Annotated in this window: 18 protein-coding genes and 1 pseudogene; 5 read left to right on the forward strand and 14 right to left on the reverse strand. The window is 71.8% G+C overall.

Annotated elements, in window-relative coordinates; genetic code table 11:
- Window positions 1-30: 30 nt before the first annotated feature.
- Window positions 31-1255 (reverse strand): annotated as a pseudogene (locus tag HD596_RS19165) (RNA-guided endonuclease InsQ/TnpB family protein).
- A gap of 23 nt (window positions 1256-1278) precedes the next feature.
- On the opposite strand from HD596_RS19165, the gene tnpA reads away from it, so the two are divergent.
- Window positions 1279-1542: an IS200/IS605 family transposase gene (gene tnpA / locus HD596_RS19170; RefSeq protein ID WP_246554577.1), complete on the forward strand. Its 264-nt coding sequence runs from the start codon at window positions 1279-1281 to the stop codon at window positions 1540-1542.
- Window positions 1543-1721: 179 nt separating this feature from the next.
- Here tnpA and HD596_RS19175 read toward each other — a convergent pair whose 3' ends face one another.
- Entirely contained in the window at window positions 1722-1973 is a 252-nt protein-coding gene (locus HD596_RS19175; protein WP_221519397.1) for a hypothetical protein, read from the reverse strand.
- 370 nt (window positions 1974-2343) lie between these two features.
- Here HD596_RS19175 and HD596_RS19180 point away from each other — a divergent pair, with 370 nt between their 5' ends.
- The gene (locus tag HD596_RS19180) at window positions 2344-2823 is read left to right on the forward strand and encodes an ATP-binding protein (protein WP_185070727.1); all 480 of its coding nucleotides are present in this window, start codon (window positions 2344-2346) and stop codon (window positions 2821-2823) included.
- A gap of 21 nt (window positions 2824-2844) precedes the next feature.
- On the opposite strand, the gene HD596_RS19185 is transcribed toward HD596_RS19180, so the two are convergent.
- The 10 genes from HD596_RS19185 to HD596_RS19230 all read right to left on the reverse strand — a co-directional run bounded on the left by HD596_RS19185 (window position 2845) and on the right by HD596_RS19230 (window position 14102).
- Window positions 2845-4533: a hypothetical protein gene (locus HD596_RS19185; RefSeq protein ID WP_185070728.1), complete on the reverse strand. Its 1689-nt coding sequence runs from the start codon at window positions 4531-4533 to the stop codon at window positions 2845-2847.
- Between the two features lie 6 nt (window positions 4534-4539).
- Window positions 4540-5211 (reverse strand): polysaccharide deacetylase family protein, encoded by a 672-nt coding sequence (locus HD596_RS19190; protein WP_185070729.1) that lies wholly within the window; start codon window positions 5209-5211, stop codon window positions 4540-4542.
- 65 nt (window positions 5212-5276) lie between these two features.
- Window positions 5277-5975 (reverse strand): class I SAM-dependent methyltransferase, encoded by a 699-nt coding sequence (locus HD596_RS19195; protein ID WP_185070730.1) that lies wholly within the window; start codon window positions 5973-5975, stop codon window positions 5277-5279.
- A 2-nt stretch (window positions 5976-5977) separates the two neighbouring features.
- The gene (locus HD596_RS19200) at window positions 5978-7189 is read right to left on the reverse strand and encodes a glycosyltransferase (protein WP_185070731.1); all 1212 of its coding nucleotides are present in this window, start codon (window positions 7187-7189) and stop codon (window positions 5978-5980) included.
- Between the two features lie 109 nt (window positions 7190-7298).
- The gene (locus tag HD596_RS19205) at window positions 7299-9572 is read right to left on the reverse strand and encodes a hypothetical protein (RefSeq protein WP_185070732.1); all 2274 of its coding nucleotides are present in this window, start codon (window positions 9570-9572) and stop codon (window positions 7299-7301) included.
- Window positions 9569-10789: an acyl-CoA reductase gene (locus HD596_RS19210; RefSeq protein ID WP_185070733.1), complete on the reverse strand. Its 1221-nt coding sequence runs from the start codon at window positions 10787-10789 to the stop codon at window positions 9569-9571. Before HD596_RS19210 ends, HD596_RS19205 begins: the two co-directional genes overlap by 4 nt.
- The gene (locus tag HD596_RS19215) at window positions 10789-11817 is read right to left on the reverse strand and encodes a LuxE/PaaK family acyltransferase (protein WP_246554580.1); all 1029 of its coding nucleotides are present in this window, start codon (window positions 11815-11817) and stop codon (window positions 10789-10791) included. The genes HD596_RS19210 and HD596_RS19215 overlap by 1 nt, the downstream gene beginning before the upstream one ends.
- Window positions 11814-13121, reverse strand: coding sequence for an AMP-binding protein (locus tag HD596_RS19220; protein WP_185070734.1), 1308 nt, complete (start codon window positions 13119-13121; stop codon window positions 11814-11816). The genes HD596_RS19215 and HD596_RS19220 overlap by 4 nt, the downstream gene beginning before the upstream one ends.
- Complete coding sequence (locus HD596_RS19225; protein ID WP_185070735.1) at window positions 13121-13879, reverse strand: SDR family NAD(P)-dependent oxidoreductase; 759 nt, start codon at window positions 13877-13879, stop codon at window positions 13121-13123. The genes HD596_RS19220 and HD596_RS19225 overlap by 1 nt, the downstream gene beginning before the upstream one ends.
- Window positions 13854-14102: an acyl carrier protein gene (locus HD596_RS19230; RefSeq protein ID WP_185070736.1), complete on the reverse strand. Its 249-nt coding sequence runs from the start codon at window positions 14100-14102 to the stop codon at window positions 13854-13856. The genes HD596_RS19225 and HD596_RS19230 overlap by 26 nt, the downstream gene beginning before the upstream one ends.
- 162 nt (window positions 14103-14264) lie before the next feature.
- On the opposite strand from HD596_RS19230, the gene HD596_RS19235 reads away from it, so the two are divergent.
- Genes HD596_RS19235 through HD596_RS19245 form a run of 3 tightly spaced genes read left to right on the forward strand, consistent with a single transcriptional unit; the run spans window position 14265 to window position 18637 of the window.
- Window positions 14265-15101, forward strand: coding sequence for a hypothetical protein (locus tag HD596_RS19235; RefSeq protein ID WP_246554583.1), 837 nt, complete (start codon window positions 14265-14267; stop codon window positions 15099-15101).
- Entirely contained in the window at window positions 15077-16705 is a 1629-nt protein-coding gene (locus HD596_RS19240) for a hypothetical protein (RefSeq protein ID WP_185070737.1), read from the forward strand. Before HD596_RS19235 ends, HD596_RS19240 begins: the two co-directional genes overlap by 25 nt.
- A 60-nt stretch (window positions 16706-16765) precedes the next feature.
- Entirely contained in the window at window positions 16766-18637 is a 1872-nt protein-coding gene (locus HD596_RS19245) for a glycosyltransferase family 2 protein (RefSeq protein WP_185070738.1), read from the forward strand.
- Here the strand turns inward: HD596_RS19245 and HD596_RS19250 are convergent.
- Together HD596_RS19250 and pseB are read right to left on the reverse strand one after the other, a co-directional pair.
- Window positions 18634-19758 (reverse strand): DegT/DnrJ/EryC1/StrS family aminotransferase, encoded by a 1125-nt coding sequence (locus HD596_RS19250; RefSeq protein ID WP_185070739.1) that lies wholly within the window; start codon window positions 19756-19758, stop codon window positions 18634-18636. The two genes, HD596_RS19245 and HD596_RS19250, sit on opposite strands and share 4 nt — an antisense overlap.
- Window positions 19758-20735: a UDP-N-acetylglucosamine 4,6-dehydratase (inverting) gene (pseB, locus tag HD596_RS19255; protein WP_185070740.1), complete on the reverse strand. Its 978-nt coding sequence runs from the start codon at window positions 20733-20735 to the stop codon at window positions 19758-19760. The genes HD596_RS19250 and pseB overlap by 1 nt, the downstream gene beginning before the upstream one ends.
- Between the last annotated feature and the right edge of the window lie 10 nt (window positions 20736-20745).

Here is a 20745-nt window from a genome sequence, read left to right on the forward strand (position 1 = left end):
ACAACGGCGGCTGTTGACATCCACTCCGCCCTAATGGACAGAGATTCCCGTCTGCCACGCGTGTGGCCCCGGGTGGGTTACTGCTTCCTCGCGCGGTGCCGGAACAAGTCCCGGTCTTACCTGCGCTCCACAGTCGTTTAGCCTCTCCGCCTGCCCGGCGGCGAGGACGTTGATCGCTGCGTTGACGTCCCGATCGTGAGCCGCCCCGCACGGGCAGGTCCACTCCCGGATGTTCAGCGGCATCGACTCGGCGATGGTCCCGCACGCCGAGCACAGCTTCGACGAGGGGAACCAGCGGTCGATCTTGCCGAAGTGGCGGCCGTACCTGACGGCCTTGTACTCCAGCATGGCGACGAACTGGGACCAGCCCGCGTCGTGCACCGACTTCGCCAAGCGTGTGCGCGCCAGGCCGGACACCGCAAGGTTCTCCACGTACACCGCTTGGTTGTCGCGGATGATCGTGGTGGAGAGCTTGTGTGCCCAGTCTCGGCGCGTGCTGGCCACTTTGGCGTACGCCTTGGCGACCTTCACCTTGGCCTTGGCCCGGTTCGCCGAGCCCTTCTCCTTACGGCTCAGTGCCTTCTGTGCCTTGCAGAGCTTCTTCGCTGCCCGGCGCAAGGTACGCGGGTTGTCCACCTTCTGGCCGTCCGACATCACCGCGTAGTGCGTCAGGCCCAGGTCGATGCCGATCTCGGAACCCGTCTCGGGCAACGGCTCGTCCGAAGTCTCGACCACGAACGACGCGAAGTACCGGCCCGCCGAATCCTTGATCACCGTCACCGATGATGGATCGGAGGGCAACGAACGCGACCAGCGGACCGGCACGTCTCCGATCTTCGGTAACCGCAGGCGGCCCGACTCGGTGACCTTGAACCGGGCGTTCTTTGGTGAACCGGATGCTCTGCCGGGAGTCCTTGCGTGACCGGAACCGGGGCGGGGCGACCTTTCGGCCCTTGCGCTTGCCTGTCAGGGAGGCGAAGAAGTTGCGGTAGGCGGTGTTCAGGTCCGCGAGCGCCTGCTGCAGGATCACCGCTGAGACCTCGCCCAGCCACGCCCGCTGCGGCGTCTGCTTGGCCGCAGTGATGACCTGTTTGGACAGGTCCCCGTCCGAGAGGTACGGCAGACCCGCCGCGCGGGCGTCGCTCCGCAGGCGCAGCGCGTCGTTGAACACCACGCGGGCGCAGCCGAACGCCCGCGCCAGCATGGCACGCTGGTCGGCGTCGGGATACAGCCGGTAGTTGTAACGAAGCTGCACCCACTGATCATACTTTTTGGTTTATGGCCGAGCATGAAGTCATCAGAACCGGCAGGCACTGTGTTTTCGCCCTCCATGCGCATTTGGCCTTCGTGACCAAGTTCCGGCACGAGGTGTTCGCCGACGCCCACCTGAACAGGCTGGAGGAGATCATGCGGGACGTGTGCGCCGACTTCGAGACCGAGCTGCGCGCGTTCAACGGCGGGAACAATCACGTCCACCTGCTGGTGAACTTCCCACCCAAGATCGCCCCGTCCAACCCGCGTGGGCCTTCACCGCCGGCCTGAAGGCCAGAGCACTGGCCCGCATTCTGGTAGTAGCGCATACGAACGCGCCGCGCGGGATCTCGCCCGCGCGGCGTTCGCGTGTTCCGGCTCAGACGAGGATCGAACCACCCATCACCGCCGTGTGCCGGACGTTCTGCAGCCCGGCATCACCCAGCTCGGGAAGGCGCTCGCAGCCGCCTTCAGCAGCGCCGGCACGTCGATGCGCCGCAGCATCGGGTCGCCCCTTGCGCTCGAAGGCCTTGCGCGGTCTCGTGGCCGCCGGCGTCGAAGTTGATGTTGTGCTCTTTCAGGACGCGGTCGGGGACGCCCTGACGCTCCAGCTCCCGCTCCGCGACCATCCCCGCCTCGCGGCCGTAGCGGTGGCGTACGAGGGGGATGCCCACGAAGGCCAGAGCGATGAGCAACTGCGGAACGGCGGCGAAGGTCATCATGGTGGTGCTCCTCATCGGGGCATCGGGGGGTGCTTGTCCATGAGGAAGACGATGCCGACCACCGCTGCTCCCAGGCTGACCGCGCGCTGTCACGGCCCGGCCGCCACGTATCAGCGCCATCTCACTCCCGGAGTCGGATGGTGGCCGCCCGCTCTTGTTACCGGAAGGTGCGGCTGCCCAGGCCGTCCAGCGGGCGTCCCGTAGGTACCTACGTAGTCCGGAATAGGTGCCTATATGGGGATTTCTCACCTCTTCTCCAGGTAGCACGCCGAGGCATTCTCGTGTTGTGAGCAATCCACGCTCACCTGAAGAGAGGACCGAAGGGAACCGGACGGCAGCCACCTCAGCTGCCACACGGGGTGCAAGGGCAATGAACAGCGTTTCGCGGACCAGCATCTACACGACGGCCACCGGCCACAGCCCGGCGACACGCCGCACGGCCGCGTGGTGGCTGTCGGACGACCTCGGCTCGGTGCGTACCGCACGCCGGCTGACCCGCGACAAGCTCGCCGACTGGGGCTTCGACGACCAGATCGAGGTCGCGGAGCTGCTCGTCAGCGAACTGGTCGCCAACGCGCTGGACCACGCCCACGGACAGGTCCACCTCGGCCTCTCCGCCGAGAACGGCCTGCTGCGCTGCGAAGTCGAAGACGAGAACCCCCAGCTGCCCACCATGCGCACCGTCGACCTCGACGCCGAGCGCGGACGCGGACTCTTCCTGGTCGACACGCTCTCCGGCTCCTGGGGCGGTACCCCCACCCCTCGCGGCAAGGCCATCTGGTTCGAACTGCCGACCTTCGCCGACACCGAAGCCGATCCCCTCGACACCCTCACCGCGATGGCAGCCTGAACCCTGCTCCACCCGCCGGGCCTACTCCCGATCACCCTCTCGCCCAAGCGCCCCCGACCCGCCCGCCCCAGCCCCGTCACCCGCAGCCCCGTCAGCGGCAGCCCCGTCAGCGGCAGCCCCGTCAGCGGCAGCCCCGTCAGCGGCAGCCCCGTCAGCGGCAGCCCCGTCACCGGCAGCCCCGTGACCCGTGGGCTCGTCAGCTGAAGGCGCATCGGGCGCGGTGGCCGGAGGTGCGTCCGGCGCAGGGGCGGCGTTCCCTAGCGGGGTCCGGGGCTCGGAGGGTTTGCGGCGTAGTGCGCGCCCAGCCCCCCGTGCCGAAGCGACCACCACCCGCCCCAACCCTCCCACCAGCAGCGGCACCAGCAGCACCCCCACGAAGATGGGCGTAGCCATGTACCGGAAGTCCTGCGCCGAGATGTTGGCCAGCACCGTGAGCTGCTGCCCCGCCACCACGGCCGCCACCCCCAGCACGTACCGGTTCCGCAGCGCCAGCGCCCCCAGCGCCACGGCCAGGTACGACACGTACGCCCACAACGCCCCCCGCCACAGCACCCAGTCGTACTGCGGCGCCAGCGCCCCGGTCAGCCACGGGTCCGCCACCTGGTTCAGCTCCCACGACTGCGGCCGCAGCGAGAAGACCCACCGTCCGGGGAAGTCGGGCACCTTGTTCGGCCCGACGTAGGTGTCGGCGTTGGGCCGCAGCGAGAACCGGTACGTCATCCCCCCGACGGCGAACTCGTCCTGCACGGGCCGCCACGCGATCGCGCCCCGGCACAGCCGGGTGTCGATGACCATGCGGGGTTCGGAGATCAGCAGCCGCTTCCACAGGTCGAGCAGCTCGGAGGCGTGCGCGTCGGCCTGCTGCCAGCTGAAGTCCCGCCGCCAGATCAGCGGGTTGATCGTGTAGCAGGTCCCGCCGTCCCACCACCGCGTCAGCGGCGCCACGTTGGCCATCAACGCCTTGTCCTGCTCGGTGAACAGCTCGGGATGGTCCCGGTACGCCACCGCGATGTCGCCGAAGGCCGTGTGGTACACGTACGTCTTGGCCGGGGCCATGATGCCGAACTGCGGGAACACGAGGTTCGTGAGCACGAGCGGCAGGGCCGCGGCGAAGGTGCCGGCGAGCAGCAGGCGTACGCGCATGGTCGTGACGATCACCAGCAGCGCGAGGACGGCGACGCCCACGACGAGGAAGCCGTTCGCCCGAAAGAGCCCCAATGCGGTGAAGAGCAGTCCGAGCCCGACGAGCGTGGGCACGGTGACGGCGCGTCTGGCCGCGATCCGGGCGCACACGCCCGCGACGGCGACCGCGCAGATCGTGAACGGCACGTCCTTCCACAGCGTCACCGAGAACGCCCCCACGGGCGGCGCCAGCGGCATGAGCATCGCCACGAGCGTGGTCGGCAGGCGTGGCGCGCCGAGCGCCTTGAGCGACTGCGCCAGGTACGTCAGCGCCGCCGCCATGGCGGTGGTCTGCGCGAACGTGACCGCGCCCAGGTCACCCGTCTTGGTGAAGCTCAGCGACAGCAGCGCGTCGTAGAGCACCGAGTGGTCGCTCACCCAGGGGCCGACGACGGTGTGGCTGAGGTAGAGGACCGAGTCGCGGCTGAACAGGCCGGGGTAGAAGGCCGCCCACCAGCAGGCGAGGACGGCCTGGATGATCAGGAAGGTCGGGATCGCGACCCACGGCCTTGGCTTCGCGGTGCCCATGGCCGGTCAGGGGTAGCTCACTCCGGGCTCGGGTTTCTTGCCGCGTAGCAGGGTCGGCACCGTGACGAGGTGGTAGCCCTGCTTCTTGAGCTCCTTGAGGATCGCGGGCATGGCCTTCACGGTCGCCGGGACCGTGTCATGCATGAGAATCACTCCGTCGCGCTTGGCCAGCCTGAGCACGGCCGCCTTGATCTTCTTGGCGTCACGCAGCTTCCAGTCGAGCGTCGTGCCGGTCCAGAGCACCTGCGCGAGCTCCACCTGATTGGCCAGCCCCAGCACGCGGTCGTCGGTGTGCCCGTACGGCGGGCGGAACATCGTCGGCCGCAGCCCCGTGGCCTGCTGGATGGCCTCCTGCGTGGTCTTGAGCTCGTCGAGGATCTGCTCGTCGAGCAGCGTCGGCAGGGAGGCGTGCGACCAGGTGTGGTTGCCGATCGCGTGTCCCTGCGCCAGCGTCTGCCTGGCGATCCGTGGCCGCCGCTCCACCTGCTTGCCGACCAGGAAGAACGTGGCCTTGACCCCCTCCTGCTTGAGAATCTTGAGCAGGGTCGGGGTGCCCTCGCCCGGACCGTCGTCGAACGTCAGCGCCAGGCACTTGACCCGGTCACAGTCGACCGTCGCCGCCTGGGCGGGCAGCGAGGTCGTGGCCAGTGCGGCCGCCAGCAGGGCATGAATCACCACGGATCACAGCCTAGGGCCAATGCGCGCACACCGTGGAACACCCCTACGTCTCGGTCTGAACACGCTCATCTCCCGAGCCGGGCCCGCAGGAACAGCGTGACGCCCTTGAGCGACTTGACCGGCAGGTAGCGCTCGGCCCGCACGACCGCCGACAGTCCCGCGTTGACCAGGAGCGGCACCTTGCGCAGGTCGCTGCCCCTGGATCGGCGGCGGTGCCGGGCGACGAGGGGGCGGAGCAGCACGTTCCAGCTCCAGACGCGATCGACCTTCAGCCCGGCCTGCTCCACCACGACGGTCAGCGACTCGCGGGCGTATCGGCGTACGTGCCCGACCGCGTCGTCATGGGCCGACCACAGCGCCATGTCGCACGGGACCGCGATCAGCGCGTGCCCGCCGGGCGCCAGCACCCGGGCGATCTCCTCCACGACCAGGTGGTCCTCGCGGACGTGCTCCAGCACGTCGAACGCCGTCACCAGGTCCAGGCTCCCCGGCTCGAACGGCAGCGCCCGCGCGTCGGCGCGCACCGCCTTGAGCCCGCGCTGCCTGGCCACCTCGACCGCCGTCGCGCACGAGTCCGTCGCGGTCGCCTCCCAGCCCGCCTCGACCAGCACTCTGGTGTTCCCGCCGCCGGCCGCGCCGATGTCCAGCGCCCGCCCGGGGCGGCCCAGCCCGCGCAGCTCCCTGCGCAGGATGGCCCGGCGCTCGCGGTACCACCAGTGGGTGTCCTCGAGCGCGATCAGGCGGCGGATCTCAGTGGTTTCCATGATCAGTTCCTCGTACGGGAGAAGGCCCGGCGGTCCAGGGCGGTGAAGCGGATCAAGGTGAGCAGGCAGTACGTGCCGGCGACCGCGCTGACCTCCGCCAGCCGCCCGGCGCCGCGCGGCAGCGCGAGCACGGCCATGGTGGTGAGGGCGTAGTGGGCCAGGAAAAGCGTCGCCGCCCGCGCGTGCATGGCGGTGCGCCGGTGGAATGTCCAGCGGCGGTTCGCCTCGGTGCTGACGACTCCGGCGAGGACGAGCGCGGCGAAATTCGTCAGCGCCGGCGACCAGACATCGCGCAGCGGCAGATAAATGAGCGCGTACAGAATCGCGGAAACAACGCCTGCCACGGCGAACGACGTGAATTTCGCCGTCGTCACCGTGAGGGGCCGCGCCACGACCGCGTCCGGATGCGTGGGCGTCAGCTCGGGCCGCGCCACCTCGACGCGGGCCCGGCCCATCGACATCGACCAGGCGACCCTGGCCAGCCCCTTCAGGTCGTCGACGGCCGTCCTGACGATCTTCACGCGCGAGTCGGTGTCCTCGATCCAGTCCACGGGCACCTCGTGCACGCGCAGGCCGTTGTGCTCGGCCAGCAGGAGCAGCTCGGTGTCGAAGAACCACGAGTCGTCCTCGACCTTGGCCATCAGCGGCCTGACCACGTCGGCCCTGGCCGCCTTGAAGCCGCACTGGGCGTCGCTGAAGCGGACGCCGAAGCCGTACCTGAGCAGGGCGTTGTAGGCGCGCGACACCACCTCCCGGCGCAGCGAGCGGCGGGTGCGCGCGCCGCGGGCGAGCCGCGTGCCGATGGCGATCTCGGAGTGGCCGCCGGCCACCGACGCGACCAGCGGGAACAGGGCGCCGAGGCCGGTGGACAGGTCGACGTCCATGTACGCCACGATGTCGGCGGGGCTGTCCTGCCAGGCCGCGCGCAGCGCCGCGCCCCGGCCCCGGATGTCGAGCCGGCGGACGTGTACGCGCTCGAACTGCCCGGCCAGCTCGTTCGCGACCGGCCAGGTGGCGTCGGTGCTGCCGTTGTCGACGATCGTGATGCGCCACGGCAGCGGGAAGCCGTCGCCGAGGAAGCGCGCCAGCGTGCGGACGCAGCCGGGCAGCGCGCGTTCCTCGTTGAGCACGGGGATGACGATGTCGACGCTCGCCAGCCGGGCCGTGGTGTCGAGAACGCGGGGGCTCGGCTCCGTCGCGGCACGCGTTTTCATGGGAGTCCCTGATCCTGATTGGTGGCCGTACGTCCACGGAAATGGTCCTGGGGCCGTCCAGCGTGGCGCGGGCCGTTTCTCCGCAGCATTCCGTGAGGGGGCGAGACTTTTACCGGGCGGTGAGCCGGTAAACGGAGAAGGACGAATTACGGAAGCGCAGCCGCGCGTATTTCCCCAATTCCGGGTTCATCCCGGTGAAGAGCCACTTGACGCCGTAGTCCTCGGCGAGGCGCCGGACGTTCTCCGCCGTGGGCGTGCGGAAGGCCGCGTCGTTGGCCGTCAGCCGTACGGGATCCGCGAAGGGCACCTCGAGATACGGCAGGACGAACAGCTTCGCCCGCGACAGCGTGCTCTCCGCGTACGCCCACCCCTCGACCAGCACCCGCCGCTCGGTGAACCCCGACACCCAGTAGTGCCGGCTGTCGCACCCCGGCGCTTCGACGGGACGGCAGTGCAGGTCGGTGGCCACCACGTCGCCGGGCGAGGAGTGCGCGCGCAACCACCGCCCCGCACTCAGCGCCCCCGCGGGGATCTCCACCTCCCGGCCCTCGGGCACCACCCGCAGGACCAGCTCGCGCGCGGAGGCCGGCACCGCGTACCCCGCCAGCAGGGCCACCACCGCCAGCACGGCCCCGCGCCGCCACAACAGCACCCCCGCCACCACCACGAGCACGAGGTACGGCACCACCACCCGCACCGCCGCGTCGCCGGGCACCTCGATCCACGCGGCGAGCAGCGCGACCCCCGCCCCCGCCGCGACCATGGCCCACGGCACCCGCCGCCCGGCCACCCCGCACACCGCGGCGACCGACAGGTAGGGCCGGACGCTCTCCAGGAAGTAGAGCTGCGAGTCCGACGGATGCCCGAGCACCACCGCCGCACCGATCCCCGCCGCCCCCATGCCGAGCAGCAGCGACATGGACGGCTCCAGCGCCCGCCGGCCCAGCGCCGCCACCCCGCCCCACACGCAGAGCAGGCAGAACAGGTGCACGACGGTCAGGATCAGCAACGGCGTCACCGGCACGGCGGCCAGCTCGGGCGCCGCCACCCCCGTCACCAGCCCCCAGAGCCCCCGCATCGTCGCGAACGGCGCGATCGTCGTCCCCTGGGACCCCCGCCCGAACACCACGAACTGCGCGACCAGCAGGCACGCCAGCGTGATCCCGGCCGCGCCGAGCCACGCGCCCGGCACCCGCCGCTCCACCGCCCACCGCACGGCCACCACGACCAGCAGCCCCGCCAGCAGCAACGGCAGGAACGTGGCCTTCGCCCCGGTCAGCGCCAGCATCAGCACGACCAGCGCCACCCAGCACCCCCGCCCGCCGGTCACCAGCGGCCCGCCGGTCAGCAGCCGCCCGCCGGTCACCAGCGGCCCGCCGGTCAGCAGCCGCCTGCTGGTCAGCAGCAGCACCACGGGCGCGAACAGCAGCGCCCCGAACGTCTGCGTCGGGCTGGCCCAGGCGGTGAACATCGGCCGCGTCGTGAAGACCACGCCCTCCTGTAGGACCGGGCCCAGCAGGAAGTACGCGACCCCGACCGCCGCGACCCCGGCGCCCCAGCTCCCGCCCAGCCGCCGCCCGAGCACCGCCACCAGCACCACCAGGGCCGCCGTCATCGGCAGCGTGGCCAGCCGGTAGACCAGCGTCACCGGCTCGATCCCGGTCACCCAGCTCGTGGCGGCCAGCTCGGCGTAGACGAACCAGTGGTAGGACAGCCGCTCGCCCAGCACGGACGGCAGGGTGGGCGGCACGTGGTGCTTGACCTCGCCGACCAGCGCCAGGTGGTAGGGCAGGTCCACGTACGCGGCGGAGACCGGCACGCGGTAGAGGTTGAGCGTGCTCCACGCGATCAGGTAGGCGACGACCCCCGCCAGCGCCCACGCGCACCACGCGGGCAGGCGCTCCCTTTCGGCCTCGCCCGCCGACGCGCTCCACGCCGGCGTGCGCTCCCTTTCGGCCCCGCCTCGCCAGTGTCGCCGCTCCCTGGGGGCCTCGCCCCGCCAGTGCCGCCGCAGCCGGGGCACGCAGGTGAACGCGCAGAGCACTCCCGCGGACGGCACCAGCACGAGCAGCGGCGCCCCGGCCGTCCTGGCCGGGAGGTAGGCCAGGACCTCGACCGCGTACCCCAGCGCCAGCCCCGCCGCGACGTCCTCGGCCACCGACCTCCCGCCGCCGGTCAGCGCCCGCCACAGCAGCGTCCCGGGCAGCGCCACCCCCGCCCCCAGATAGGCCGCGAAAACGGCCAGGTCACGGGCGGAGACCCCGCACCACAGGAACACGGCCACCGCACCGGCGCACAGGACCCCCGCGGGCACCCACCCGAGCCACCGCCTGGACGACGCCGGCCGCCGGGCGAGCCAGGCCGCGGGGGGCGCGAACGTCATCTGATCACGGTCACCAGTCGCGTGAACTCGGCCGGGAGATCGAACCCGTCCCACACCCGATGGAAGCTCAGCGCGCTCCCGATCGGCACCATGCGATCGACCCCGCGCCCGCCCAGCTCTCTGGCCAGCCGCTCCAGCTCGCCCCTGGCGAACCCGAAGTGCGTCATCGTCTGGTCGCGCCGCTCGACCAGCGAGCCCAGCTCGGCCAGCGACCCGAGCCTGGCGTGCGCGAACGTACCGGCGCCCAGCCACTGCCTGGGCGCGGCGGCGGCGGCCGACAGCGTCACGTTGGCCAGCGCGTTGCCCCGGAACTCGATGCTCTCGGCCAGCCCGTCGGCGGCCAGGCCGTAGGTGGAGACCCGCTTCTCCACGGCCATCGCGGCGTCGACGCCCCACCCGCGGACCGCGACCACGCGCGACACGTGCTCGCAGAAGTCGGTCCGCGCCGCGTCGCAGTCGCCCTCCGCGCCCACCCAGAACACCGTCCGGGGTGAGGAGCAGGCGGCCTGGTCGAACCAGTAGGTGTCGTTGACGAAGCCCTCGGCCACGGTGACCCGCGCGGCCCGGGGCGCGCAGAGCCAGGCCGCCGCCCCCACGACGGCGAACGAGGAGCGGTCGGGGAAGACCAGGTCGCGGGCGTGCGGGGCGAGCGGGTGGCGCCGCATCTCCTGCACGGTACGGTCGCCGCCCCACACCACCCGCAGGTCGCAGGCCGCGGAGAGCGCGGCGGTGACGCTGTCGCTGCGGCCGTAGGAGACGATGCGCTGGGTCGCCGCTATGACGGGGTCGGCGTCGGCCAGCGCGTCGTGCAACGTCTCCAGGATGACCTCGGCGACCGGGCCGGAACGCGGCGACAGGCGCACGATGTTGCGGTTTCCCATCAGCGCCGACAGGGCCCAGGAGTAGACGAAGACGGTGTCGACGTTGGCGGGCGGGACGTGGAAGACCAGGCCGCGCGGGACGCGTACGTGCTCGTTGGCGAGGCCGTCGACGGTGCGGGCCAGCTCGCTGGGGCGCAGGAAGAAGCCGAGCGAGCCCAGCTCGGGGTGACGCCGCGCCAGCACGGGCCGCAGCAGCCGCCTGCCGAAGGCCGACAGGAACTCGCGTACCCGCTCGTCGCCCACGTCGAGCCCGCCGCGCAGCTCGCCCAGCAGGTCCTCGGCGGAGGCCGGCGCGGCGGCGGGGAAGCGTACGTCGAGCTTCGGGTCGTCCAGCATCAGCCCCGCCCCATGGTGTCGCTGCAGCCGCGCGCCTCGGCCCTGGGCAGCCTGCCCAGCACCTCGAACCGCTTGCCCGGCCAGCACCCGTCGTCGACGCCGCGCACCACGCCCAGGTCCTCGGTCAGCAGGACATGGCCCGGGTAGGAGGTGGGCAGCGTGCTGACGACCTCGATCAGCCCTGGCTCGCCGACGGGGACCTCCTGCCAGGTCTCCGGGTCGCGGACCACGACATCGGCGAAGTCGGGGCAGTAGAGCCCGTCGCCGTCGGGGCCCTCCAGGAAGACGGTCCCGATCTGCTCGACCATCCCGTAGAAGTTGTGCACCCGGGTCAGCCCGCACTCGGCCGCCAGCCGCCGCCGGAACTCGGCGTTGTCGACCGCCTGCTCGGCCAGCCGCTTCCACCCGCCGGAGTGGACCAGCACCCCCTGCGACAGGTCCGCCCCGAGGTCGCGCAGGTGGAGCCAGACCATGAACGTGAATCCGAAGATCAGGAACCGCTCGCCGCCGTAGCGGGCCAGGAACCCCTTGACCGCCTCGGCGTCCACGCGGCCCCGCTCGTCGAGCACGAACGTGTGGTCCCTGCCGAAGTTCATCATCCCGAGCACCCCGGCGCCGCGGGCGCTCAGCGTGGGGTCGCGGACGACCGAGCGGCTGTCCACGACCAGCATCGGCAGGCGCCGCCCGCCCAGCACCTCCCTGAGGGTGGCCGCCAGCATGCGCGGCTGCGTCGCGGCGGCCTCGCGGTCGAGGTAGATCCGGCTCGGCCGCTGCCCGGTGGTCCCGCTGGAGGTCAGCACCCTGAACACCTGGTCCTCGGGCACGCTGCGCAGCTCGTGCGTCTTGAACAGCCGCACCGGCAGCCAGGGCAGGTCCGAGAGCCGCTCGTACGGGGGTCTGGCCTGGATGGCGTCGAGGACCCGCCGGTAGGGGGCGCACGCCCGCCGATGCCGCTCGGTCAGCGCCGCCAGCTCGCTCACCAGCGCCACCTCCCGCTGAGGCTCCGCCAGACTGAAAACGCTCATCATGTGCGGGACTCCAGGGCGCGGTAGTCGATCTTGCCGGTGGCCAGGAGCGGAAGGCTGTCGACGGCACGCACGTCGAACCCGCTCCAATGCACCCGCAGCTCGGCACCCAGCTTGCGGGCCAGCCCCGCCCGGCCGGCCGCGTCGAGACCCTCGGCCCACACCGTCACGCGGTCGTCGCCGCTGGTCACCGCCACCGGGACGGAGCCGCGCAGCAGGCGTTCGACGTCGTCGAGGTTGACCCGCACGCCGAAGATCTTGGCGATGCGTTTCAGCCGCCCGGTGATATAGAGGAAGCCCTCGGAATCGAGCCGGCCCAGGTCACCCGTGCGCAGCACCCCGCCCAGGTCGTCGCCCCTGGCCAGGTCGGCGGCCGTCTCGGCGTAGCCCATCATGACGTTGGGCCCGTGGTAGACGACCTCGCCCTCGTCGACGCTCAGCCGCCCGCCGGGGATGGCCAGCCCGGCGGAGCCTGGTCTGTCGGCCAGCCGGTCGGGAGGCAGGACGGCGATCCGGGCCGTGGCCTCGGTCTGACCGTACATCACGAAGAACCGGTCGGCCTGCCCCGCGAACTCCTGGACCAGGTCCTGGCTCAGCCGCCCGCCGGCCTGCGTCAGGGTGGCGAGCGCGGGGTGCTCGGAGCGGTCGTAACGCAGCCGCCGCAGCATCTCGTACTGGTAGGGGACGGCCGCCAGCGACGTGCACCGGTGGGCGTCCAGATGCGTCCAGAACGAGCGCTCCAGCAGCCCCGCCTCCGTCAGCATCACCGTGGCCCCGGCGACCAGGTGGCTGTTGAGCACGGACAGCCCGTAGCTGTAGTGGAGCGGCAGGCTGGTGGGCGCGATCTCGTCGGGGGCGATGGCCAGGGCCGTGGCGATGGCGGTGGCGTTGGCCAGCACGGCCTGGCGCGACAGGCGTACGAGCTTGGGGTTGCCGGTCGAGCCCGAGGTGGCGAGGAGCACGGCGAGGTCGGGATGCGGCTCGGGCGCCTCGCGGCGCGGCGGCGGCGAGCCGTCGGCCGCGTGCGTGAACCCGAGCAGCGCCGCCGGCCTGAACCGGCCCACCAGCTCGGCCAGCGCCCCGGGAGTCAGGTCGGGGTCGAGCAGCGCGATCGGCCGGCCCGACCGCCAGGCGGCGAGGTAGCGCAGGACGGAGGTGAGGTTGTTGCGCATGCCGCAGAACAGCGGCCCCGGCCGCAGCCGGGTCAGCGCCTCCGCGGTGCGCGCGACGTGGCCGGCCAGCTCGTCGCCGCCGAGGCCCGCCGCCTCTCCCGCGACGACGAGCCGGGCCTGTGGGTGCGGGAACATCACAGCACCAGCCCGCCGTCGACGCCGATGACCTGGCCGGTGACGAAACCCGCGTCGGGCGAGAGCAGGAACGCGGTCACGCGGGCGACGTCGGCGGGCGTGCCGAGCCGCCCGAGCGGGGTCGCGGCGACCGTGGCCGCCCGGCTCTCCTTGTCGAGCGTGGCGAGCAGGTCGGTCTGGATGTAGCCGGGGGCCACGGCGTTGATCCGGATGCCGGTGGGCCCCAGCTCCTTGGCGGCGGCCTTGGTGAGGCCGATCACGGACGCCTTGGTGGCGGAGTAGACCGCCTGGCCCGCGCCGCCCATGCGGCCCATCATCGAGGAGACCAGGACCACCGCCGGGGAGCTGCCCCGCCGCAGCAGCCTGAGCGCGGACTGCAGCGTGTACGTCGCGCCGACCGCGTTGACCTGGAAGAGCCGCTCGACCGTGTCGTGGTGGGCCATGCCGAGCGGACCGGCCGCGTGGACGCCCGCATTGATCACGAGGGCGTCGAGGCGGCCGTGGCGCTGGTAGATCTGCCGCATCATGGCCGAGACGGCGGCGGGGTCGCCGACGTCGCAGGCGACCGAGTCGGTCACCCCGCCGGTCTCCTCCGCGACCTCGGCGGCGGCCTTCGCGGCACGCTCCTCGTCACGGCCGTGGAGCACCACGTCGTGGCCCGCCCCGGCCAGCGTGACCGCCACGGCCCGGCCGATGCCCGCCGTCGAGCCCGTGACCAGGACGACCCTGGCCTCAGATGGCGGCGGCGCCGACGCCATGCTTCTCCAGCAGCCCGGCCGCCTCGGCGAACGAGCTCATGTCGATCATCTCGTCGGTGTCGATCATGACGGAGAACTCGTCCTCCATCGCGGCGATCAACGCCATGTGGGCCAGCGAGTCCCACTGGGGGATGGCGCGGTATTCGAGCCCGTCGACGTCGGCGTCGGCCGGAAGGTTGAGCGCACTGCGGAAGACGGCCCGCAGGCGGTCGAGATGACTCATGATCACTCACTCTCTGTCCTCAAGCCACGACGTAGTGTAGCGGGAATTGCGAGCCAGGAGAAAACCAAGGCCCCCTCTCGGGTAATGGAACCGTATAACGAGGCGTGGCACCCGTTGAGGGCTGGGAATGTCGGACGGGACACGGTCCACCGTACGGGGGGAATGATGGACGAATCCAATCACTGGTACGGGCACTCTCGCATAATCGGCCGATACTGCGGCCTTCCGGATGAGACGCCGAAACGCATCCAGGGCTTCCTTCAGCACGGATGGAACTATCTCCACGGATTTCCGCCCAACGACCACTGGTGCAGCCCTGGTTATCCCCGTTTCATCTGGTCTGACGTGCTACGTCGCCGGGGCTGGTCGATGGGCCGCCGGGGACACTACCTCATCGGCGCGCCGTGGATATACCTCCTTCATCTGGAGCCTGAGCTGGGCGTGGTCCCTGAGCGCAAGGGTACGATCTGGTATCCCTTTCATGGCTGGGAAAAGCATTCCGTCAGCGGTGACCACGCCCGGTTGGCCGACGAAATCCGAAATGTCGAGACCGGTCCGGTCACGGTCTGTCTTTATTGGCTGGAATTCGCGAATCCGGACATTCGGCGAGCGTACGAATCGAGGGGATTCCGGGTCATCTGCCATGGCGAGCGCGGCTCCCGGTGGGAGGGAAAGGGACGCGACTTCCTGCGCAAGCAGCTGGTCCAGTTGCGACGCCACCGCAGGGTGGCCTCCAACCGGCTCGGCAGCGCGCTGTTCTACGGCGCCTCGGTGGGATGCGAGGTGGCGGTGTACGGGGATCCGATGCAGTTCGAGGACGAGCGTCCCGAGTACGGGGGGACGGCGCGCCGCATGCGGCTCTGGCCGGAGCTGCACGGCACGCACGTCGACCGCGAGCTGGCGTCGGAGGTGGCGCGGCGCGAGCTGGGATTCGAGTATCAGGCGACACCGGAGGAGCTACGGCGAATGTTCGGATGGAAACGGGGGGCGCGCACGTGATCACCGGGGAGGCGCCCGAGAACGTTCGGTTGATCGGCGGGGAGATGCTGCTGTGGTCCGACATGTCCAACATGGGCGGCATAACGGACTGGAGGGGCGCGGCGCTGGAGCTGGTCGGCCGGCTCGTCCCCGACAGCGGCCGGGTGCTGCTGGTCGGCCCGCATCCGCAGGTGCTGGTGGACGACGTGGTCGCGCGGGCCCCGTCGGCGGCCGTGCTGCTGCGCTCCTACCCTGACGCCTGCGCCCTGGGCGAACGGCACCCGGGGCTGGCGGTGTTCTGCGGGCGGCTGGAGGTGTTCGCCGCGGAGCAGCCGTACGACCTGGTGCTGGCGCTCGACGGGCTGCTGCGCACCCACTCCGCGGAGGCGCCGGCGGCGGCGTGGAGCGAGTCGCTGGCGGCGCTGGCCGGGCTGGTCGCGCCCGGGGGGCGGCTCGTGCTCGGCGTACGCAACGACCTGGGCGTCGATCGGTTCCTGGAGGCCAGGCCCGCGGACCGGGAGGGCGCCGACGACCAGTGGGCGCCGCACGGCTTCGACCCGAGCTACCCCAGCGGCCCCGAGGCGCTCGACCGCGGGCTGGAGTCGGCGGGGCTGCGCGTGCGGCGGTGCTACGCGGCCTACCCGGGCAGGCAGGCCCCCCGGGCGCTGCTGTCCCGCGAGGCGCTGGCCGCCGACCTGCCGGACGCCCTCGCGTTCCCGCTGAGCGCGCGCGGCGGCGACCGCATGCTGGTGGCGGACCCGCTCCGGCTGACCCGCCTGGTGTTCCGCCACGGCCTGGGCGAGGAGCTCGCGCCGCTCTGGCTGGCCGTGGCCACCACCGCTTCAGACGATGATGACCCCGTGGAGCTGCCGCTGGGGCTGGTCGAGGAGGGCTCCGCCGTGTACGAGCTCACCAGCGGTGGCGCCAGGCGCCTGCCGGACGGCGAGGAGCTGCCGATCCCGGCCGGCCGGGTCGTCGAGGAGATCCTCGTCGAGGCGTGCGCCCGCGAGGACGTCAGGACCGTGCGCGAGCTGCTGGCCCGGCTCGCCGAATGGCTGGAGGCGGGCGGCGACGTGACGGCCGCGACCGACAGCCTGGTGTACGACGGCGAGCGGTTCGCGGCCATCAGCCCCGCCCCCGGCCCGTCCACCCCGCCCGCCCCGAAAGTCGTCCTGTGCCGGATCCTGTGGCGGTTCGCGGTCAGGCTGCTGGCGGCCGGTCACCACCACCCGTGGCCGTGGCCGCTGGAGGCCGACCAGCTCGCGCTGACCCTGTGCGGCATGGCCGACCGGCCCTGCGAGCAGGGCGACCTCGACCGCGCCCGCAAGCTGGACGTGGAGCTGGGCTGCCCCGCCGAGGTGGCGGAGCACGCCCCCACGTACCGGGATCTGCTGGGGGCCCGGGACCGCCTGGCCGACCAGCTCACCGCCGCGCTGGCCAGGATCTCGCGCCTGGAGACCAAGCTCTCCTACCGCGAACGCGAGCTGGTCAGGGCGAAGGCCAAGCTACGCAGGACCCAGCGCAAGGCCAGCGCCTTCCGCAGGACGCTCGGATATCGCCTCTCCCGCCGCCTGGCGCGCCCCCGCAGGGTCGCCCGCAAGGTCATCCGCCTCCTGTCCGGCTGACACGTGCAGCAAGAAGGACGTAGGACAACAGGAAGAGGAATAGGTGTGCCGGTCCTTTCGGTGATCGTTCCGTTCTACAACGTCGAGAAGTACATCGGACCCTGCCTGGATTCCATCGCCGCCCAGACGCTGGGCGATCTGGAGGTGATCTGCGTCGACGACGGCAGCCTCGACGGCGGCCCGGCGGTCGTCGAGGCCAGGCAGGCAGACGACAGCCGGGTAAGCCTCATCAGGCAGGACAACATGGGGGTGGGCCGCGCCCGCAACGTGGGCGTACGCCGGGCGACCGGCCGCTACCTGGCCTTCGTGGACGGTGACGACACCGTGCCGCGCGACGCGTTCAAACGGCTGGTGACCTCGCTCGAGTCCACCGGCTCCGATCTGGCCTGCGGCAACGTCATGCGGCTCTACCGCAACCTGCTCATCCCGTCGTGGGCCCACCGGGAGGCGTTCGCCAAGCCCGTGAAGAGCACCCACATCACCCGCCACCCGCTGCTGATCCGCGACCGCATGTTGTGGAACAAGGTCTACCGCCGCTCCTTCTGGGAGCGCCTGGGCCTGAGCTTCCCCGAGCGCATGTACGAGGACCAGCCGGTCGCGATGGCGGCCCACGTGGGAGCGAGGTCGGTCGACGTGCTGGCCTCGATCGTCTACCACTGGCGGCAGCGCGACGAGCCCGGCAGCTCGATCACCCAGCGCTGCCTGGAGCCCGACAACCTGCGCGACCGCCTGCTGTCGGTGCTGGAGACCGCCTCCCTGCTGGGCCGCGGGGCGCCGGCGCTCAAGCCTGACTTCGACCGCGACACGCTGGACATCGACATGGCCGTCGCCGTGGAGGCCATGGCCGCCATGGGCACGACGGCGGACCCGGCCCTGCTCGACATGATCGTCCGCTACCTCGACGGCGTGTCGCGCGAGGCCTGGCACAGCATCCCGTTCGCGCAGCGCCTCCAGGTCCACCTGCTTCACCAGCGGCGCCTGGGCGAGCTGGCGTACGTGTTCACCCAGGACCGCTGCGGGCAGCTGCAGCCGCGCGTGGGCGCGGCCGGGCTGCTGCGCAGGCGCTGGTACGGCAGGCACCCGTCGATGCCGCCGCACCTGTCGGAGGTCTCCGGCGAGCTGGCCCTGGTCGCCCGGCTGGTCGACCTCGACTGGCGCGACAGCGTGCTCTGCGGCGCGGGCCGGGTGGCGTTGGGCCGGTTCGACGTGGGGGAGCTGCGCCGCATGCGGGTGCGGGTCTGGCTGGAGGAGCGCAGGACCGGCGCGACCATCCCGCTGTCGGACGAGGAGAGCGCGCCCACCTGGGAGAACGTGGTGCAGGAGGACGGCGGCGCGCTGCCGGAGCACGCGTTCCCGTTCCGCTTCGCGTTCGACCCGGCCGTGCTGACGCCCGCGCAGCTCGCCAGGCGCGGCCGCTGGGACCTGCGCGTGCAGCTCAGAGGGCAGGGGCTGCGGCTGGAGGGCCGGGTGGCCGGGCCGCGCTGGCTGCCGCCGCTGATTCCCGCGCCGAGGCGCAGGTCGGGCGTGTGGCTGGTGCCGGTCCGCAGCGCCAAGGGCGCCTGGGGCCTGCGCCTGCGCAAGGCGCGGGCGATCATCGGGGAGTGCCGGGTGGACGGCGGCGACCTGGTGTTCTCGGGGGAGATCACCGACATCGGCGACGGCGAGCCGGTGCTGCGGCTGCGGCGCAGGAGCGACGGCGAGGAGATGTACTTCCCGGTGGCGCTGGCGGGGCGCGACTTCCACGCGCGGGTGCCGCTGGCCGACATCGACGAGAGCGTCGGCCACGAGTCGTGGTGGGAGGTCGTCATCGACCAGGGCACACCCATCCGCCCGCTGGTGCGGACCGGGCAGCGGCCGATCGCGACCGTCGCGGCCAGGCGCTTCCTCGTCGACCGGGGCGAGGACGGCTGCCTGCTGCTGGCGGAGCGCTAGCGCAGGACGGCCGCCAGGGTCTCCGCGACCCGGTCCTGCTGGGCGTCGGTCAGGTCGGGGAACAGCGGCAACGACAGCTCCTCGGCGTAGTACGCCTCCGCCCGCGGGCAGAGCCCACGCCGGTAGCCGAGGTCCTCGAACACCGGGTGCCAGTACGCCGGCAGGTAGTTGACCTGCACGCCGATGCCGGCGGCGCGCATGCGTTCGTAGACCTCGCGCCGCCGGCCGTCGCGGACCCTGACCGGGTAGAGGTGCCAGCTCGGCCGTACGTACGCGCGCTGCGCGGGCAGCGTCAGCCCCGGCACGCCGCGCAGCAGCGCGTTGTAGCGCGCGACGAGCTCGGAGCGCCGCTCGCGGAAGCGCTCCAGCCGCCGCAGCTGGCTGACGCCCAGCGCGCACAGCACGTCGGGCAGCCGGTAGTTCAGCCCGAACTCGTGCACCTCCTGGTGCCACCCGCCCACGTCCGGGTCGCGCTGCTCGGCGGGCTCCCTGACCAGGCCGTGGTTCCTGAAGCGGGCGGCCCGCCGGAACCGCTCGGGGTCGGCCGCCGCCACCGCCCCGCCCTCCGCCGTGGTCACGGTCTTGGTCGGGAAGAACGAGAAGGTCGTCAGGTCGGCCAGCGCCCCCACGGGCCGGTCCTTGTACGCGGCCCCGATCGAGTGCGCCGAGTCGGCCATCAGCACCGCCCCGGCCTGGTCGGCGACCGCGCGCAGCTCGTCGTAGTCGGCGGGATGGCCCGCGTAGTCCACCGCCGTGACGACCCGCGTCCTGGGGGTGACCAGGGCGGCGACGGCGTCGGGGTCGAGGTTGCCCGTGTCGGGCTGCACGTCGGCGAAGACCACCCGCGCGCCCAGCAGCGCCGCCGCGGCGGCCGTGGCCACGAACGTCAGGGGCGAGGTGACCACCTCGTCGCCCGCCCGCACCTCGGCCGCCACGTAGGCGACGTGCAGCGCGGCGGTCCCCGACGTGACCGAGACGCACGGCACGCCGCCCGTCCAGCGGGCCAGCTCCGCCTCGAACCTGCCGACCGCCGGCCCGGTGGTCAGCCAGTCGCCGCGCAGCACCTCGGCGACCGCCTCGATGTCGGACTCGGCGATCGACTGCCGTCCGTAGGGGAGCATCAGCGGGCCACCATGGCGCGCAGGTCGTCCACCGAGAGCCATTCGTCGTTGGTGTCGGAGCGGTAGGAGAAGCCCTCGGGCAGCGGCTCGCCGGTCTGCGGCGGCGTGTAGCCCCAGGTGGCGATCGTGGGCAGGACGATGTAGCGGTCGGCCAGCCGGAGCGTCCTGCGGCCGTCGTCCGGCCCGATCATCTCCTCGTGCAGCTTCTCGCCGGGCCTGATGCCGATCTCGTAGATGGGGCTGTTCGGCGCCAGCGCCTCGGCCAGGTCGGTGATGCGCATGCTCGGCAGGCGCGGCACGTAGAGCTCGCCGCCGCTCATGAGGTCGAACGAGTCCACCACGAACCGGACCGCCCGGTCGAGCGTGATCCAGAACCTGGTCATGCGCTTGTCGGTGATCGGCAGGCTGGCGCCCTGCTCGGCCAGGCGCAGGAAGAGCGGCACCACCGAGCCCCGGCTGCCGACGACGTTGCCGTAGCGGACGACGGAGAAGCGGGTCTCGTGGGCGGCGGCGTAGTGGTTGGCGGAGACGAAGAGCTTGTCGGCGACCAGCTTCGTGGCCCCGTACAGGTTGATCGGGCTGGAGGCCTTGTCGGTGGAGAGCGCGACCACCTTGCGCACGCCGCTGTCGATCGCGGCCTCCACCACGTTCTGTGACCCCGCGACGTTGGTGCGGACGTACTCGAACGGGTTGTACTCGGCCGTGTCCACCTGCTTGAGCGCGGCCGCGTGGACCACGTAGTCCACGCCGTGCATCGCGCGGGCCAGCCGGTCGCGATCCCTGACGTCGCCGATGAACCAGCGCAGGCGCTCGTCGTCGCCGAAGAGCTGCCTGGTCTCGTACTGCTTGAGCTCGTCGCGGGAGAAGACCACCAGGCGCCGCACCCCCAGCGAGTCGAGTGCGTTGCGGATGAACGCCTTGCCGAAGGACCCCGTGCCTCCGGTGATCAGAACCGACGATCCACTGAGAATGCTCACGTGGCCCCCT

The organism is Nonomuraea jabiensis (assembly GCF_014204795.1).
In the GTDB taxonomy this organism is placed as follows: Bacteria; Actinomycetota; Actinomycetes; order Streptosporangiales; family Streptosporangiaceae; genus Nonomuraea; species Nonomuraea jabiensis.